Here is an 18420-nt window from a genome sequence, read left to right on the forward strand (position 1 = left end):
TAGGTTTATCCGTCATTGTGAGGAAAATTACGGAGTAATTGACGAAGCAATCCAGTTAAAAATGCTAATTTTTAGCATTTTTTTAATTATTTTCTGGATTGCCGTGCTCCTTTCAGTCGCTCGCAATGACGGTTTGATATCCGTACAATAATCCCCTAGCTTCATCAGAATTCCCTGTATATGATATATTCTTATAGCCTAGTTTGATTGCAGTAAATAAAGCGGCGTGATCCTCTCCTACATTTACGGTAAGATCTAAAACTTTTTTCGGAAATTCTTTACTTAGAGTTTTAAACATGTAATCAATTGCTAGTATACCATAATATTTTACGCTAGAGGCATGATTTGTTAATATCAGCTGCTCTTCTACACTAGATAAAAAATTACGTGCTTCTTCCAAATTTCTTATTTCATAAACTATACTCATTTAATTATCTCTTTTAGGTTCTTTAAATGTGAGACGGAAGATATAAAGTCATACGTTAAATTTTCAAATTTAGAGCAGATAATCTTATTAAATCCAAGTTTTACGGCTTCTTTTATTCTTGTTTCTGTTTTTGCAGTTTTTCTTATTTCACCCGATAAGCTTATTTCGCCGAAAAAGACGCTATGTTCGGGTACAGGTTTGCCGGTTGCAGCAGATATTAAGCTTGCTGCTACTGCTAAATCAGAAGCAGGATCGGCAATTTTAAGTCCCCCCGCAATGCTTAAATATACCTCATAATTAGCAAGATTAAGTCCTATCCTACTACTAAGCACGGCAAGTATCATTGATAACCTATTAGCATCCCAGCCCACCGCAGAGCGTCTAGGAGTTACCATATTTGAGGGTACTATAAGGGCTTGTACTTCCATAAGTAACGGTCTTGAACCTTCGATTCCTGCAAAAATAGACGTACCTATAACGTTCTGTTCTCGCTTCATTAAAAATAGTTCAGACGGATTTGTTACTTCAATAAGCCCGCTGCCGCTCATCTCAAATACTCCTATTTCACCCACACCGCCAAAACGATTTTTATATGAGCGTAAAATACGGAAATGATTATTATGATCTCCCTCAAAATATAGCACGGTATCAACTAAATGTTCAAGTATCTTAGGACCTGCTAGTTGTCCGTCTTTAGTAACGTGACAGCTTAATAAAATAATTATATTGTTTTGCTTAGCATAATTAACAAGCTCATTTGCACATGTACGAATTTGCGTAACAGTGCCTGGAGGCGATGATAATTCTTTTGTGGTAATTGTTTGAATAGAATCAATCACTATTAAATCAATATTATTTTTATTAGCTTCTATACTCGCAATAATATCTTCCAAATTACTAGTTGCTAAAATATCAGTATTATAGTTAGTTAGGTTTAGCCTTGTGGCCCTTAATTTTATTTGGTCTAACGATTCTTCGCCCGTTATATATAAGCAATTCATCTTTGATGCAAAGTTACTTGCTGCTAGCTGTAGTAACAAAGTAGATTTACCTATACCAGGGTCTCCTCCTATTAATATAGCAGAACCAAGCACTAAACCGCCGCCTAGTACTCTATTAAATTCACCTATAGGGGTAGGGATGCGTAACTGCTCGGTTACATGTCCTGAAAGCTTATCGAAGTCTTGCTTGCTACCGACTTTAACAATCGCTTGATTTGCACTTACTATCTCTTCGACAATACTACCCCATATACCGCAATCAAAGCACTGCCCTGACCATTTAGAACTAATATTTCCACAGTTAGAACATATGTAATGCTTTTTGGTCATGTTTGTTTTTTAATGTCTTGTTACGCGGTTCTATGTCATTCCCACGAAAGTTGGAATGACGGTAAAGCTTAAAACCAACAGCTTACTCTTACCATATAGTTTTTCACGTATAATTTCAATATTTTCATCTAAAACATAATTATCTGTTTTAGCCATCTCAATAACTATAACAACACCGTCTTTGAGCCAATTATTTTTTATCAGCAGTTTCATTACTTTAGGCACTATATTTTTATGATAAGGAGGGTCTATAAAGACAAGATCAAATGATTTATTAGACATCTTCCCAAACTTCGCTTCTAGAGGTAATTTAGACGTCGATCCGGTACTCGCATCCTCACGTACTAGTGCGTACGCTGCGGTGCTGTGTTCCGTGTCTCCTTTAGATCCCTCTCTATAAGCTGGTTTAAAAAGATATCTAGTAGCTTTCGGTAGATTTAAAGCATTAATATTAAGGAAATTAACATTATTTTCAATGTTTAGAGATTTAGCAAATCCTTCTGCTATTTTTAATGAGGATGTATCAATATCAATTAAGGTAGCAAAACCTGCTCCTCTTGATAGGCTCTCAAAAGCAAGGCTACCGCTACCGGCAAATAAATCGAGAATGTGAGTATTTTCGTTAAATAATTTATTACCGGTAAACTCACCGGAGGTTAATATACTAAATATTGCCTCTTTGAGCTTACCGGTGGAAGGTCGATATTTGATATTTTTAGCGGTAGGTATAATTTGGTTTCTATATTTACCGGATATTATTTTTAACACTTATTTAGTTATATACTTCTTTTGTTAAGCTTAATTTTTTTTCGTCTTTTATTTTTGTGGCAAATCCTTTGCCTTTAGTGTTAGGCTTAAATTTTGCTGCGAATGTATTAGATTTTGCTTGTTGTTTTTCTACAGTTTTATCTTTCTTTTCTTTTATTTCTACTTTTGGCGTTTCTTGGTTTAAATTATTTTGTGCTTGTTTTAAAAGATCTTGTTCTTTAGCTTTATCAATATTGTTATTTACATTATTTAAATTTTCTTCCCTTTCTTTAGATTTTTCTGTCTCAGATTTTTGTCTTGCTTGTTGTTTTTCTGTTACTAATTCATCAATATTTTCAGGAGGCGGTGAGATATATTTATCTATACTACTAGTTAAGTTTTCACATGACTTCTGAAGATTGCGTAAAGGTTTTTGAGTAAGTTTATAAGTTCCGGTAGTGATTAGCCCTCCGGCCAAAATACCTGCCCCTAGAATGACAGCTTTAGTAGTAAGGGCCGTGCCGGTGACCAATAACACAGGCATTGCTACGAAAGGTGCAGCTGCTACTGCAAGACCAGCTACTATGGCAAGTCCTACTAAAAATTTTTTACTTGCTAAAAAATTTGTTATGCGGCTAATTCCTGATGTAGTACTTTTAGCAAGTTTTGTACAAAGCTGTCCCACCCCGGTTTTCAGAAACCAACCGCTTTTCTCTCTTGCATGAATTTTATCTTGTAATTTAGCATGTTCGTTAACATTGACAGATGTTTTTTTACCGTCTTTATCTTGATGATCTAAATTCCCTTTAGCCTCACCTTTAGTATCATGCATCTTTGTAGCATTGTTGATTTTTGTTTTATCAAAATCTGCTCCTTCTTTATTAATTCCAGCTAGATTTGCTGCTTTTAGATTCGCTTGTTTTAGATTTGCTTCTTTAAATATAGCCTCGGCTGTTTCCACTGCTTGCATATCGGCATTTTCCAACACTGCTTTAGTGAAATTGGCTTTAGTAAGATCGGCACGCTGCATAATTGCATTTTTAAAGTTAGCTTCCTTAGCATTAATATTTTTAGCAATAGCATCCAAAATATTTAATCCTTCGGCTTCTGCTTTTTTTAAAGTAGCATTACTTAACTTAGCAAATTGTGCAGTTGCATTAGTAAGCGTAGCGTTTGTAAGATCGGCATATTCAAGATTTGCTTTATCAAGCTGTGCTTTTGTTAAATCAGCGTTCTTAAGTTTAACACGCTGCATTATAGCTTCTCTTAAGTCAGCTTCTTTTAAAGATAGTATATTTTCAAATTCAGCATCGCTAAAATAGGCATTTCTTGCAGTTATGCCTTGCATGTTACATTGCTCTTTAAATTTTGCTTCTAATGCATGTGTTTTATTCATAAAAGCATTTTCAAGATCAGTAGAAACAATATTTGCTTGATCTAGAAGTGCATTATTTAAAACTACCCCCTGCATTTGAACTCTTTGCATATCTGCATAAGCAAGCGATATACCGGTAAGATTAGAATTTTTCCATTCTGAATCTTTAATAATTAACTTTTCGGCATCGGCATTAACCATCATAACCGCATTAAATTTGCTATTTGTTACCTCTACTTCAGATAAATCTACTTTAGGCATGTAAGATCTCGACATATCACTATTTTCAATTTTGCTCTTTTTAAGATCAGCAAAAAGAAATCCTGCGTTACGAGCCGTAACATTTTGAAAAACGGCATTTTGTAAATTAGCTCCTTCAAAATTAGTAAAATCTAAATTACAATTTGAGATTTTGATATTCTCTAAGTTGGCTGAAGCAAATAATGTATTCTTCAGGTTAAGATTAATAAGAGTTTTACCTGATAAATTAATCGCTGAAAGATCAGGAACTATATTTAAATCTTCTGAAAGATTTTTTTGCTTTCTAACAAATTCGGTAAGAGATAATTTTGTATTGGATTGTTTTGCTGCTTCAGCTAAATATAGATCAAATTCGGCAGAAGTTAATTTTATATATTCTTTCGGTATATCTCGCTCTTTGGCAGTCGAACCTATAATATATGATGGGTCTAGTTTTATTTCTATTTCTTCGTCTTTTAACTGCTCAAAAATACCATCTAAACCCTTACCGCAGAACATTCTAAGATTATCTAAAGCATATACTTCAGTTTCTAATTTATTTACTTCATGCTGTAACTTGTTGATTTTTTCTAGTTCGTTTTGTCGGTTTCTAGCAATAGTTTCTGCACTATTCCAAAAAGCATTTAAAAGATTGGTAGTAATCCCAGGATTATCTAAATTTTGCTTTAGAGTTTCTAACTCTTCTTGCTTAGTCTTTAGCTCTTTTGATTTGATTTCCCATAAAGTTTTTTCGTCTTCGCCAGCCAAAATATATTTCTTTTTCTTCGTAGCTTCATCTATCACTATTTCTTTGATATGTTCTTTTTCTAAATCTTTATCTATATATTGATTTAATCTTTCAAGATCTGAAAAAGATAGTTTTATATCTCGTATTTTATCTTTGAGATTGGGAATTTTATAGTTATCATAATCATAGTCTTTATAATTAAAATCTGTATAATGAAGATTTGCTCCTCTAAAGTCGGTACCGATAAATGTACAATCATTAAATTTTACATTTGTTAAATCTGAATCACATAATATGGTATTTGTTAAGTCACAATTATTAAATACGGCATCTGTTAGTATTGTACCTTGGAAATTAGCATTGGCTAAATCTGCGTTAATTTCCATATTTTCTAAACTAGTAATGATAATTTTATCATTATCTTCAGCGAAATATTTATTTTTGATAAAATCATTTAGCGAGACACTAGGGTTATCTTTTATATAACCAAGGTAATCGTTTAGGTCTTTTTCTTCACATTTATATATATTAAGATTTGTCATATGTATTCTATATGATTAGTTAAAATACATTAAAACACATTACTAATTATTTTTCCAGTATTTTATTATTTATTTCTTTATAATCTCCGGGTTTTAGATTATCTATTGTAAAACTACCATATTGAATCCTAATTAATTTGTTAACTTTTAGTCCAAAATACTTGAATATTCTTCTAATTTCACGATTTTTTCCTTCAAATAAAACTACTTCAAACCAAGAATTACTCTTATTTTGCTTAAGTAATTTTATCGAATGAGGGTTATAAAATATCCCATCAATTTCTAAATTTTTATAATTGCTTTTTAGTAGAATATCAGACTTCCCATACGCCCTAACATGATATACTCGCTTTAACCTACTTGAGGGGAGCTCAAACTGACGAGCTAAATCACCACTATTAGTTAGTAATAACAAACCTTCGCTATTTAAATCCAGCCTACCTATTGAAATAACATGAGGTAAACCGGTTAGCTGTTCAAACACCGTTTTACGAGATAAAGGATCTTTATGAGTGGTAATTAAACCAACAGGTTTGTAATAAATCCAAAGCCTTGGTTTGTGTATATTATTGATTAATGTGCCTGATACTTCAATTTGATTACTAATATCAACATTTGTAGCCGGTGATAAAATTGTAATGCCGTCTACTTTTACCTGTCCTTCAACTATCAGCTTTTCAGCATCACGCCTAGAACAAACTCCTGCATTACTAATTATTTTAGCTAATCTATGCATTTTAAAATATAGTAAATTTCAATAGACCTCTTCTCAAACCAGCTTATAGAGAGGAATTTAAAGGAGACACGGAATACAGCACCACAGCATATATAGAAATACGTGAAGATGCGAGTACCGGATCGATGTATAAATTACCTCTAGAAGCGACGCTTGGGAAGAGGTCTAATAAGAATATATAAAAATACCCTTAAGAAGCAATATTAATAATTATTACATAAATTATTATATAATTATACTATACCGCTACATATGTTTTAACAAAATTATACGAATGTTAATTTTACTTATCAAAACTTTTTATTCTTTAAAATTCTTATCTTCTTTTTTTAGCTGATTTTCTTTTTAGCAAAAATTAAGTCCTTTGCTTTAATCTAAACTTCATTAAATTATGCAAAAACTTATTGGTTCAATCCTGTTAATTTCAGGTCCTTGTATATAATAGGTAGCGGTATGATAGCACTACCCATGGTATTAGCAAATTAGGCATAATACCTAGTATAATATTGATGTTTATAATTTGGTTTATAATGTATTATACTTCTTTAATTAACCTAGAGTTTAATCTTCAAGCTGGTAAAGGCTTAACACTTGGGCATTGGAAAAATATTTTTCAGGACATACTGCTCAAATCATCGGTACGGTAAGCCTTAAGCTCCTTTCATATGCTTTACTTGCAGCATTTATATACTGAGGCTCTTCAATATTATAGAAGTTATTAGCTTTAAATACAAGTATAACTTAATATAGGAGCATGGTGTATTATTATTAGTATTCTAATATTATTATTACCTCTAAAGTTAGTAGATTATATAAATCGGGTACTATTTAATCGGATTGCTTATAATAATTGCAATTTTAGTTATTGGACTTGGTTCTATGATTCAGTGGGATAATTTACCGTTATTCTCACCAAATCATAAAGAAATATCTATATGGAGTGTAGTAACTCCGGCAGTTTTTACTTCATTTGGTTTCCAAGTAATCTTCCATACCTTAACTAATTATTGTAACAAAAATGCTAAAAACGATGTTTTTATTTGGAAGCTTAATTCCTGGAATAGTATATATAATTTGGACTTGTGGTATTCTTATTGTAGCACATCATAATATGATTACCAGTAATGTACAAGTTGGAGATTTAATTAAGGAATTAAGTAATATAGCAAAATGGCCGATCGTACAATTATTAGTTTAGATAATTTCAACTCTTGCTATCGTTACATCAATACTCGGAGTAGGAGTTATGTGATTCCCTTAAAACTATGTTTATGAATTCGATACCGAATGTAGTAATACGTAATATGACCGCTTCTATCGTTACTATAATTACCAGCTTATATTGTAGCAGTAGTAAGTACCTAATGCTTTTATTACAATTTTAGGATTTGCTGGTATGATTATTGTAATTATTGCAATTTTATTACCGGTTTATCTGTTATATAAAGCAAAGATAAATAATTTATTATCTTGAATTACAAAAACAATATCTAATTATTATGTGTGTGATTGTCGAAATGCTTATAATGAGCTATGAACTTGTTAATATAGTAACTAAATAGTAAGGTTATTATTTATAAAATACTAATACTAGTAATATTGAAAAATAGGAATTTTGTAAATATAAATATTACGATAATAGGAAATAATATAGAAATAATCAAACATGTAGGAAATAACGGACAAATATCCCTGGGGAAGAAATATGCAGGAAAATAGATACAAGTTTTAACCTTAAGTGACGGTACTATAAAATAATAAAGTCCGGTAAGTTCATTCCTGATAATGAGATGTGGCTTCTTTATAGGAACAAACGAGATGCTTGATAAAGCAATAGGATGGACAGAAAAAAATAAAAGATAAACATCGTCATTGTGAGGAAGGTACGAAGTAACTGACGAAGCAATCTCGGGGGAATTCCTGAGATTGCCACGCTCACTAACGTTCGCTCGTAATGACGATTTGGTATCCAAGCAATAATGACGTAAAGCAATTCTGATTTAATTAGAGTTAAAAGTTCTTGTCTCCAAATTACCAAATTTAGAAAATTGACTATCATAATAAAGCAGAACATTTCCAATTGGTCCGTTACGATGTTTTGCAACAATTATATCGGCAATATTATATACTTTGTTGAGCTTATCTAACCATTCGGCATGTTTAGCATCGCCTGCTGCCGGTTCTTTTCTAGTTAAATAATATTCTTCACGATAAATAAACATTACTATATCAGCATCCTGTTCTATAGTTCCCGATTCTCGAAGATCGGATAGCATAGGTTTTTTATCCTCACGTAGTTCTACCGCTCTTGAAAGCTGAGATAACGCAATAACCGGAATATTTAACTCTTTTGCCATTGCTTTTAAACCTTGGGTTATTTCTGAAATCTCGCTAACTCTATTTTCAGATTTACTTACTCCTCTAATTAATTGTAAATAATCAATAAATAATATACCGAGATTATGCTTGCGTTTCATTCTTCTAGCTCTTGTTCTTATAGCGGAAATAGATAGAGCAGGGGTATCATCGATAAAAAATTGTAATTCCGATAAAGTATTTGCTTCCTTGCGAAGACGGTTATATTTTTCTTCACCTAGAATCCCCGTACGAAGAGAAGTAGAATCAATTTCTGCACACATTGAAAGTAGACGTGTGGTTAGCTGTTCTGAGGACATTTCTAAAGAGAAAAAACCTACTGACTGAATTTCTTGATTATCTCTAATATTTTTAAGACGCATATTATTACAGCCATTAAGTGCAAGATTTATAGCAAATGCCGTTTTACCCATCGACGGACGTCCTGCAAGAATTATAAGATCGGAATTATGAAAGCCGCATAATTTATTATCTAGATCAATCAAACCGGTAGATATACCAATTACATGATCATTATTTTTCATAGCCCTATTAATACTAGCTAGTGACTCTGAAATAGATATACCGATTTTGGTAAAACTTTTTTCATTTAAGCCTTCGCTAGCTAAATCGTAAAGTTTAGCTTCGGCATGTTCAATCTGTTCCTTTGCTTCAACTTCTAATGAAGAATTATAGGCATTATTTACTACTTCTTCACCGATATTTATTAAATTACGCTTTATTGCTAAATCATATATTATTTTACCATAATCAACCGGATTTATTACCATCATTGACATAGTTATCAATTTTGCTAAATACTCCGCTCCTTCTGCTTCTTGAAATAGTTCATCTTGAGTTAACATACTACGTAAAGTAATAGGTGTAGCTGTCAGCCCTTTTTCAGTAATTTTCTCAATTGCCTTATAGATTTTTTGATGAATAGGTTCAAAAAAATGTTCATCACGTAAAAATTCCGATACGTAATTTAGTAATTCGTTATTGGTTAAAATCGCCCCAAGTAGCATTTGCTCTGCTTGAACATTTGAAGGTAAAACCCTTGGTATAGGTAAATTATCTTCGTTATCAGCTAATATATTATTTGTTTCGTTATTTATTTTATTACGTGCCATTGTGTTAATAATTATTATATGGTTTGAAAAAAGAAGCCCTTTAATTCCCACGAGGTATTGTTTCGTGGATACCGAGTCGTCATTGCAAGCAGCCGTAGGCTGCGTGGCAATCTAGAAGAATAATAAAAAAATTCTGTAAATCAGAATTTTTACTGGATTGCTTCGTCAATTACTTATGTAATTTCCTCGCAATGACGTTAAAACCGATCCACACAACAAAGCCCAAAACAGAACATTTTACATTATTCATTCTTTGCTTCATTTCTACGTTCAGCGATTAATTTATCTACTAAATTTTCTTCCGGTGAAAAATATTTATTAATGATATTACGGGCTTTTTTTAATACAAGTTTTAATAGTAAAGTTGATACTTTATTGCTCATAACTATCCCAGCGTTTAATTAAATTAGTTTCGATATCGAAAAAATCTAAAACTCTAGTAATAGAATGATTCACTATATCATCTGTACTTACAGGGTCATTATAAAAAGCCGGCACGGGCGGCGATATAATGCCGCCGTAACTCGCTACTTTTAACATATTTTCTAAATGTCCGATATGCAAAGGAGTTTCACGGGTCATTAAAATAAGTTTTCTTCTGTCTTTAAGTACAACACCTGCCGCTCTACTAATTAAATTATCTTCCATTGAGTGAGCAATACTTGCTAAGGTCTTCATACTACAAGGGGCTATTATCATGCCTGAAGTTTTAAAAGAGCCGCTTGAAATAGTAGCACCTAAATCTTTATCGTCATAATAATAATTAGCCAGTAGCTTAACTTTATCTATAGAATATTTAGTTTCGAGCTTTATAGTAAGAGTTGCTCCCTCTGAAATAACCAAATGAGTTTCGATATTTTGTTGCTTTAGTACTTCAAGCAAACGAATACCGTATATTGCTCCTGAAGCTCCAGAAATTGCTATAACAATTTTTGTTTCTTTATTCATCTAGGTTTCTATAATTTATCAGTTTAGTATATAATAAAAAAAAAATTATAAAATACATTATATATGCGAATAGCAAAAATATTATTACCGGTAGCAAAATTATTTCCGCTAGATTATTTAATAACTGAAGATTTAGAGCTAAACATAGGTGATCTTGTTGTAGTGCCTTTTAGAAATAAGGAATTAACCGGCATAGTATGGGAACTTGTTTCAAGTTCCGAGGCAAAAAAAATAAAAACTATTAGAGCGAAAGTACCGTTAAATTTAAATATTACTTCAGAAGTTTTAGAATTAATTAAATGGATGAGTAGCTACTATATGTCAGAGCTTGGGAGCATAGCCAAGTTAGTATTACCTATAGATATTGCTGAAAAACCGATTAAAGTTAAGGAGCAGAAAGTCAATAATAACTTTGTGCTACCTGATTTGTCAGAAGAGCAGAAACAAGCAGTAACAATTTTAAATGAAAGTAATAAGCCAACACTTGTTAAAGGTGTCACGGGATCAGGTAAAACAGAAATATATTTTCATCTAATAGCAGATTACTTAGCAAAAGGTAAACAAGTGCTTGTTATGTTGCCTGAAATTGCTTTAAGTACACAAATTATTAATCGTTTTATAGAGCGATTCGGTTTTGAGCCTATCATATGGAACTCAAGCGTTACCAAAGCTCACAAGAAAATGATTTTAAGAGGTATATTAAGCGATAAAGTTAAAGTAGTAATTGGGGCTAGAAGTAGTTTGTTTTTACCTTTTAAAAATCTCGGTTTAATAGTTATAGATGAGGAGCATGACAATTCCTATAAACAAGATGACGGTATATTATATAATGCTAGGGATACGGCTATCGTAAGAGGTACATTTGATAAAGCACAGATTGTTTTGTGTTCGGCAACACCGTCTATTGAAACGATACATAATATAGAAATTGGTAAATATCAATTGGTTACATTGGTTAATAGATACAAAAATGTCGATTTGCCAAATATAGAAATAATCGACATGACTAAAGAAAAGCTATCTAAGAATTCCTATTTATCCAAGATTCTTATAGAAGCTATCAAAGGTAATTTAGATAATAAAAAGCAAGTCTTATTATTTCTTAATAGGCGTGGTTATGCTCCGCTCATGCTATGCAAAGCTTGTGGTCACAGATTTACCTGTAAATTCTGCTCTTCTTGGATGGTAGTACATAAAGCGACTAAAAAACTTGAATGTCACCATTGCGGTTATCAAAGTAAAATTTTTAGTTCTTGTCCTGAATGTCTAGAGGATGAAACATTAACTATCTGTGGTCCAGGTATAGAGAGAATAGAGGAAGAAGCAAAAGCACTTTTTCCTGAGAGTAAAATTGCGGTGATAAGTAAAGATCATGCTAAAAGCCCAGAAAAAATAGCACAGCTTCTACATCAAATGGAAAATTTAGAAATTGATATTTTAATAGGCACGCAAATAATAACAAAAGGTTATCACTTTCCGAATCTTACTTTAGTTGGAGTAATAGATGCCGATCTTGGAAGCAATAATGCTGATCTTAGAGCATCTGAGCGAACTTTTCAGCTACTACATCAAGTAGGTGGTAGAGCGGGTAGAGGAGATAGTAAAGGTGTAGTATATTTACAAAGCTATTATCCTGATAATACAATTTTTAGTTATGTTAAAGCCGGTGATGAAGATAGTTTTTTTGCAAATGAACTTGAAATAAGAAAATCAGCAGATATGCCGCCATTTTCCAAAACAGCATCGGTAATTTTATCAGGTTCCAGAGAGGCTAAAATTCTAGAAATTGCTAGGGATATGGTCCGAATTGCACCAAAAGCAAACGTGAAAATTTTAGGACCAGCAAGCTCATTAATGTCAAAGCTCGCTGGTAAATATCGTTACCGGATACTTATTATAGCCGATAAGAAATTTAATTTGCAGAAATATTTAAAATTTTGGCTAAGCCTTATAAAAATTCCTTCTTTTTGCCATCTAAAAATAGATATAGATCCTAAAAGTTCTTATTAGCTTCTATATCTTTCTCCTTTATTCTTCGACGGTGGAATATTAGATGAATGAGGAGAAGGATTGGTAAGAGATTTTTGTATTTCTGCTATAGCCTTTTTAGTATTTTGATTAGAATTTTTTATAGCATCTTTATAAAAAGCAGCTTTAGCTTTATCTCCGGTAAAAGAATATTTTATAAAATTACCAATATTTTTCCAAATAGGATTATTATCCATTTTTGTAGTTTCTTCACACCATTTACCTACCTCTTTCAGTTTTGCTTCAACTTTAGCTATAGCAGCTGGATTATGTTTATTATCATCATAAATCTGAATAATATTATTTACTTTTTCTTTAAATTCAATGTGTTTTCTACTTTGTTTCAAATGAGCTATAATATCATCATTGTTTACTAATTCTCTAAGATTATCAATTATATCAGGTAATTTAGGTGGTTCAGGTAATTTATAATGTTGATTGATTTTTTCAAATTTATCTTTGTGTGGATGATTCTTTATTAGATCATCTTCTATAAAAGAAACAAACTCTTTTTGAGGTACTCCTACTTGTTTTATTAGCCGTCCTAATGATTGTTCATAAGCTTTAATAGTAACATCAAGACGCTTCCCTGCCATAGAACCGCTTAATTCTATATAGCGGCTAAATTCCGGAATCAAAGCATCTTTGGTATCAATATTATGATCTTTAAAAAATTTCTCTATTTTCTCTCTTACGGTTAAATTAGATTGTTTTTTAGGTGTTTCTTCCGGTACTTTTGTTTGTTCCGGAGCCGGTTTTGAAAAAATAATAGACTTTTGGGTTTCAACTTGCGGAGATGGGGTGTCGACAAATATATCAAGTGCTTGGGAATGTGTAGTTAAGTCAGTCGGTTTTTTATGTGCCTCGTTCCATGCCTTTATTTGCTCAGAAGTAGGTTTTGGAGGAACAGCCGGTTTTGTATTTTTGGGTGGGTTATTTGACATGTTTTTTGATTTTTTTTCCCACTCTTGTATTCTATCTTTTACTGATTTTGGAATATTATCTTGTGCCATATTAAGCTCCTATATTTATATAATTAAACAGCTTGCTTAAATTTTTTATAAATTGCAAGCAAAATTTCTTTTTGTAATGCAATATTTTTACTATAAGATAGTTAGGTTATATATATATTAGAATCCAAGTTATTACAAGTTATTAACTAAAATGAGATATGAATTTTATGTACCCCCATATTAGACTTAGAAGAAATAGAAAAGCTTTTTGGCTTAGAGAGTTAATATCCGAAAGTAATTTATCGGTTAATGATTTAGTGTTGCCTTTATTTGTTGTTGAAGGACATAATGAAAGGCAAGAAATTAAAACTATGCCTGGTATATATCGTTTATCGATTGATCAAATAGTAGAAACGGCAAAAGAAGCAGCAGAGCTTGGTATTAATGTTATTGCATTATTTCCGAGTATTGATCAAAGTCTAAAAAGTAAAAATGCCGATGAGGCTTATAATTTAGATAATTTAATATGTAGAACTATTAGAAGCATCAAAAACGCTAATATCGATATTGGTATAATATGCGATGTAGCACTTGATCCTTATACTACACATGGTCATGATGGTATTGTGCATAATGGGGAAGTTGATAATGATAGATCAGTAAGAGCTTTGTGTAATCAAGCATTAGTGCTAGCAAAAGCTGGACTAGATATTGTTGCACCTTCCGATATGATGGATGGAAGAATCGGGGCTATAAGGGAATATCTTGACAAAGAGGGATTTATAAATGTTGGAATTCTTGCTTATGCCGCTAAATATGCTTCAAGTTTTTACGGTCCGTTTCGCGATGCTGTTAAGAGTAATAAAAAGAATTATTTAGATAAATCAAGCTATCAAATGGATGTACGTAATATTAAGGAAGCAATGCTTGAGATTGAGCATGATATAGCAGAGGGAGCTGATATGGTAATGGTGAAGCCTGGTATGCCGTTTTTGGATGTTATTCGTGAAGCGGCAAATAATTTAAATGCTAAAATTTTTGCATATCAGGTTAGTGGAGAATATGCAATGTTAAAATTTGCAGCAGAAGCAGGGGCAATTGATTGGGAGAGAGCTTTGATGGAGTCATTAATTAGTTTTAAACGTGCCGGTGCCACAGGTATATTTACCTATGCAGCTCTTGAAGTAGCTGAAATATTAAAGAACAATAAAATTAAGTAGAAAACGCCTTCTGTCCTTGATATAAAATAAATAATATGTTTTATAATTATATCAAAATTATCAATTTGATGTAAATCATTATAAAGAGGCGAAGATGACGCAAAATAAGAAATCAGTATTTAAAGGTTGGAATTTTTTAAAGCCTAAAGGAGGTGGAGCTAATGAGGCAGGAGAGCATGGCGGAGTATATCAAAGCTTAGACGGTAAAATTACGGCGATGATAAAAAAAGAGGCTTCAAGCTCAAAAAATATAGCCGAGTTTTTAGGATCTCAAATTTTTGAATCTATAAGTCCTGGGAATGGAGCAAAGGTTAATTTAATTGCTCCTGATGATTTTAATAAATCTAAAGCCGTTGATTCGCAAATATATGTCAAATCTGAATTTTTTGAGAATTATAGTAGCGATATGTATGTGGACATGGATAAACATATGTCTGCTAAAACTAAACCGAGTTCTTGGTTTAGAAAGGACGGCGGTAGACCACTTTTTATGGGGACTAGAAATAAATTATTTAGAACCTTAGAAAATGCTTTTAAGGAAATTAAGTATCAGAACTTTGAAAACATTATGCCGGCAAGTTTATTGATCGGCGATTTTGATATACATGTTGGAAATATAGGAGTTATCAGAGATCAAAAAAATCCAAAAACTTTACCTAAATTAGTAAGAATTGATTTTGCTGGTAGTTTTGATAATTTAACAGATAATATATATCCGCATTCAAGAGCTAAACATTTGCCTGGATTCGGTCCCACTAACCATTTTAGAGAATTTCCTTCTAATTTAAGAACAAAAAATCCTAATTTTGCCGATAGCTTACTTGCAGTTTCTAAAATTGATTTAAGCAAAACTATTGATAAAAGTTTTGATGAATTAACTATATATTATAGTAATGAAGCAATTGCAGAATTTGCAAAACAAGCGATGCCAAAGCAATTTAATAATAAACAATCTAAAGAAATAACGCCTGAAGAAATTAAGGTTAGTTTAATAGATACAATGAAAAAAAGGCAAGAATCCTTAAAGGAATACGGCTTAGAAATTAAAGTAAATAGTTTAATTTCTAAAAAATATAGTTTTCCTTATTACGAAGTGAAAGAGCAAGGATTAAAAACATTAATGAAAGAGTATCCTAATTATTTTGAGAAAATTCTTAATTATGAAGAAAGAAAAAAAGGAGGACAAAAACTTAAATTAAGAAATAAAATTACTACTAATTTTGTAAGAATTTTAGAAATACTCGGTATTAGAGATAGTGCGAAAAAACATTTAATAAAGACAATAAAAAGTTTAAATGAAAATATTAAAGATGAAAGAAGTTTAGCTGGTTCTTCTGATAAAATAAAGAAAGAGCCAAAACAAAAATTGGTAAAGACAAATATATATGCAAACAGAGAATATGTAGATGCTCTAAAAAAATTTAAGAAAGAAGTTGGAACGGATGATATTGTTAGTGTTACTCCAAGTCAATTAGGTCTAGCTAAAAAAGCTAAACAAAAAGACCAAGATTTATTAAAATTAGATGAAGAAAATCTAAAACATATAAAGAATCTAAAAGAAAAGGTTATGAAGCCTACTAAAACTACTGCAGTTAGTGTTGTTAATAAAAAGTCTACACCGGCTAAAACGAGATAATAAATGAACCAAGCAACAAGAAGCCTACAACTAAGTAATTAATCAGTAAAAGCCCATATTGCATCGGCAGCTTAATTATCTCAATCTTTTTAGAAAAATACATGGCTTTTACTACTTTAAGATAATAAAACGCAGCAACTATACTGGTAAAAATACCACAATAAGCTAATGCGAATTCTTCTTGATTAATTGCTTGGTAAAAAAGGTAATATTTACCGAAAAATCCTGTAAGAGGAGGGATTCCAATCATTGAAAACATAACTATGCTAATTACGGCAGCTATAGTTTTATGGTGCTCTGCAATTCCTTGTATAGTTTTAAAACTAGCTTTATCGGCGTTTTTACCGAGCAGTATAATTAAGCAAGTAAAAAATCCTATACTCCCTACCGTATATATTAGAATATATAGTAGAACTGCTTTATATCCTTCTTGATTATGCAGAAGAACGCCGATTAATACATAACCGATATTTAAAATAGTACTATAAGCCATTAATCTTTTTAGAGAAGTTTGACGAATGGCTCCAAAAGCTCCAAACAGCATAGATAATATAGCAATTATCTTTATTAAATTATAATTAATAGGGTAGTAATTACCTATAATTAATTTACTGATATTTAATAAAACAATAACCATACCTATTTTTGAGGCAGTGGTGAAATAAGTAACCGAAGTAATCGGTGATCCTTCATATACGTCAGGGACCCAAAAATGGAGTGGAACACTTGAGAGTTTAAAGAAAATACTACTTAAAAATAGTACAATACCGATTATTAAACCAAGATTCATTCCGGAATTATCATTTAGTTTATATAAGATATCCTCAAATTGTAGGCTTCCGCCGAATCCGTATATAAAAGAAATACCGAATAATGATAAACAACTAACTAAACTACCTAAGATAAAATATTTTAAAGCACCTTCCAATGATTTCATATCATTTAATTTGAATCCTGCAAGTGCATATGAAGTTAAAGCAGTAAGCTCCATACCGCAGAATAATAATAGAAAATTCCGTGATGAAATTGCAACAAAAATACCTACGACCGATAATAATATTAAAGTAATAAATTCAAACTTTAATTCCTCAGCAACAAGAATAGAGTAATCACGGTATATAATCATGGAGATAATAGTGAATAGTAGCACTATGCTTTTACTAATACCGATATTTATTCCGGTAGCAAATGAGTACCATACTCCTTCATAACTTGAGTACTTAAAGGTAAGAAAAATTGATAATATACATAGTAAAATAATAATATTAGAAATAATTTTATTTTTATTTGGGATCATTACGGCAAAAAACTGCCCTAAAAGTGCTATTAAAGTCAAAGTTATTTCAGGAAGTAGCAGTAGCATATAAAACTAATATTATTTATGGAAATATAGATATTAGTAAATAAATCATTTTTTATCAACAAACTTATATATAAATATTAAACTTTAATACTACCTCTAATTAAAATTATTTTCTTCGTAAAATTATATTATACAAAAAAAGCCTAAACATGATGAGATTGTGCGTAGTGCATTTGAAAACCCTATAGAGTTGCTAAAGCCCTCTACAGCTTAGTTCTAATAATCCTTCTTTGTCCTTATTCTTTAACAGACTTCGTATCCTGTGCAAATATATTATTACCGGCTATTAAAATTCCTATGGCTAATATTTTAGATGTTCGTTTCATATTTTTATATTTCATAACTATAAGTGCTAATTTTGTTGAGTGTATAATTTCTTATACATTAATAATTAATAGTTGCAATAAATAAAAAAATAAATTATTTTGGTTAATCAATTTTAAATTGCTTAAATAAAATTAAATTCTTAAACTCACACCTATAATTGTTTTAATCTAATTAGGTTTAAATATACTTTCTACCATTAAGTAAAAATATGAAGCCTTCTACTTCAAAATCATTAACTGACAAGTTAGGAACCTTATTATATAGCTCTCTCATGATACTTTACCAAAACTAATAACGTAAAATTACAGATA

The 18420-nt window shown here is 31.3% G+C and carries 14 protein-coding genes and 4 pseudogenes; 7 read left to right on the plus strand and 11 right to left on the minus strand.

Annotation, left to right across the window (positions count from 1 at the left end; all coding sequences use genetic code 11):
* Positions 1–11 precede the first annotated feature (11 nt).
* The 6 genes and pseudogenes from AB4K15_RS04405 to AB4K15_RS04430 form a co-directional block, all read right to left on the minus strand.
* Positions 12–152, minus strand: a pseudogene (locus tag AB4K15_RS04405) (zinc ABC transporter substrate-binding protein); the annotation flags it as partial.
* Positions 113–427, minus strand: a complete 315-nt coding sequence (locus tag AB4K15_RS04410; RefSeq protein WP_032074286.1) for a hypothetical protein — start codon at positions 425–427, stop codon at positions 113–115. The pseudogene AB4K15_RS04405 and the gene AB4K15_RS04410, both read right to left, overlap by 40 nt.
* Positions 424–1758, minus strand: a complete 1335-nt coding sequence (radA, locus tag AB4K15_RS04415) for a DNA repair protein RadA (RefSeq protein ID WP_500224546.1) — start codon at positions 1756–1758, stop codon at positions 424–426. Before radA ends, AB4K15_RS04410 begins: the two co-directional genes overlap by 4 nt.
* A gap of 30 nt (positions 1759–1788) precedes the next feature.
* Complete coding sequence (locus AB4K15_RS04420; protein ID WP_500224545.1) at positions 1789–2526, minus strand: RsmD family RNA methyltransferase; 738 nt, start codon at positions 2524–2526, stop codon at positions 1789–1791.
* Between the two features lie 4 nt (positions 2527–2530).
* Positions 2531–5410 (minus strand): effector protein SrfD, encoded by a 2880-nt coding sequence (gene srfD / locus AB4K15_RS04425; protein WP_032074289.1) that lies wholly within the window; start codon positions 5408–5410, stop codon positions 2531–2533.
* A gap of 46 nt (positions 5411–5456) precedes the next feature.
* The gene (locus AB4K15_RS04430) at positions 5457–6146 is read right to left on the minus strand and encodes a pseudouridine synthase (RefSeq protein ID WP_032074290.1); all 690 of its coding nucleotides are present in this window, start codon (positions 6144–6146) and stop codon (positions 5457–5459) included.
* An 8-nt stretch (positions 6147–6154) separates the two neighbouring features.
* Between AB4K15_RS04430 and AB4K15_RS04435 the strand changes: the two are divergent.
* The 4 genes and pseudogenes from AB4K15_RS04435 to AB4K15_RS04450 form a co-directional block, all read left to right on the plus strand.
* A pseudogene (locus tag AB4K15_RS04435) lies at positions 6155–6313 on the plus strand (palindromic element RPE1 domain-containing protein); the annotation flags it as partial.
* 670 nt (positions 6314–6983) lie between these two features.
* A complete protein-coding gene (locus AB4K15_RS04440; protein ID WP_500224541.1) occupies positions 6984–7256 on the plus strand; it encodes an aromatic amino acid transport family protein in 273 nt (90 codons plus the stop codon).
* Positions 7257–7411: 155 nt separating this feature from the next.
* Positions 7412–7620, plus strand: a pseudogene (locus AB4K15_RS04445) (aromatic amino acid transport family protein).
* A 161-nt stretch (positions 7621–7781) separates the two neighbouring features.
* Positions 7782–8009, plus strand: a pseudogene (locus tag AB4K15_RS04450) (hypothetical protein).
* A gap of 137 nt (positions 8010–8146) precedes the next feature.
* On the opposite strand, the gene AB4K15_RS04455 reads toward AB4K15_RS04450, so the two are convergent.
* The 3 genes from AB4K15_RS04455 to AB4K15_RS04465 form a co-directional block, all read right to left on the minus strand.
* A complete protein-coding gene (locus tag AB4K15_RS04455) occupies positions 8147–9634 on the minus strand; it encodes a replicative DNA helicase (RefSeq protein ID WP_032074291.1) in 1488 nt (495 codons plus the stop codon).
* Between the two features lie 242 nt (positions 9635–9876).
* Entirely contained in the window at positions 9877–10017 is a 141-nt protein-coding gene (locus AB4K15_RS04460; protein ID WP_500224540.1) for a hypothetical protein, read from the minus strand.
* A complete protein-coding gene (locus AB4K15_RS04465) occupies positions 10007–10582 on the minus strand; it encodes a UbiX family flavin prenyltransferase (protein ID WP_032074292.1) in 576 nt (191 codons plus the stop codon). The genes AB4K15_RS04460 and AB4K15_RS04465 overlap by 11 nt, the downstream gene beginning before the upstream one ends.
* A 63-nt stretch (positions 10583–10645) precedes the next feature.
* On the opposite strand from AB4K15_RS04465, the gene AB4K15_RS04470 reads away from it, so the two are divergent.
* Positions 10646–12592, plus strand: coding sequence for a primosomal protein N' (locus tag AB4K15_RS04470; RefSeq protein ID WP_032074293.1), 1947 nt, complete (start codon positions 10646–10648; stop codon positions 12590–12592).
* Here the strand turns inward: AB4K15_RS04470 and AB4K15_RS04475 are convergent.
* Positions 12589–13623: a hypothetical protein gene (locus tag AB4K15_RS04475; protein ID WP_032074294.1), complete on the minus strand. Its 1035-nt coding sequence runs from the start codon at positions 13621–13623 to the stop codon at positions 12589–12591. The two genes, AB4K15_RS04470 and AB4K15_RS04475, sit on opposite strands and share 4 nt — an antisense overlap.
* 167 nt (positions 13624–13790) lie before the next feature.
* On the opposite strand from AB4K15_RS04475, the gene hemB reads away from it, so the two are divergent.
* Together hemB and AB4K15_RS04485 are read left to right on the plus strand one after the other, a co-directional pair.
* Positions 13791–14783 carry a porphobilinogen synthase gene (hemB, locus tag AB4K15_RS04480; RefSeq protein WP_500224719.1) on the plus strand — a complete coding sequence of 331 codons (993 nt, stop codon included), beginning with the start codon at positions 13791–13793 and terminating at the stop codon, positions 14781–14783.
* Between the two features lie 94 nt (positions 14784–14877).
* Complete coding sequence (locus AB4K15_RS04485) at positions 14878–16419, plus strand: hypothetical protein (protein ID WP_032074296.1); 1542 nt, start codon at positions 14878–14880, stop codon at positions 16417–16419.
* Here AB4K15_RS04485 and nuoN read toward each other — a convergent pair.
* Positions 16406–17782, minus strand: a complete 1377-nt coding sequence (nuoN, locus tag AB4K15_RS04490; protein ID WP_032074297.1) for an NADH-quinone oxidoreductase subunit NuoN — start codon at positions 17780–17782, stop codon at positions 16406–16408. The genes AB4K15_RS04485 and nuoN overlap by 14 nt on opposite strands.
* Positions 17783–18420: the final 638 nt, after the last annotated feature.

Source organism: Rickettsia aeschlimannii (assembly GCF_047973405.1).
GTDB classification, from domain to species: domain Bacteria; phylum Pseudomonadota; class Alphaproteobacteria; order Rickettsiales; family Rickettsiaceae; genus Rickettsia; species Rickettsia rickettsii.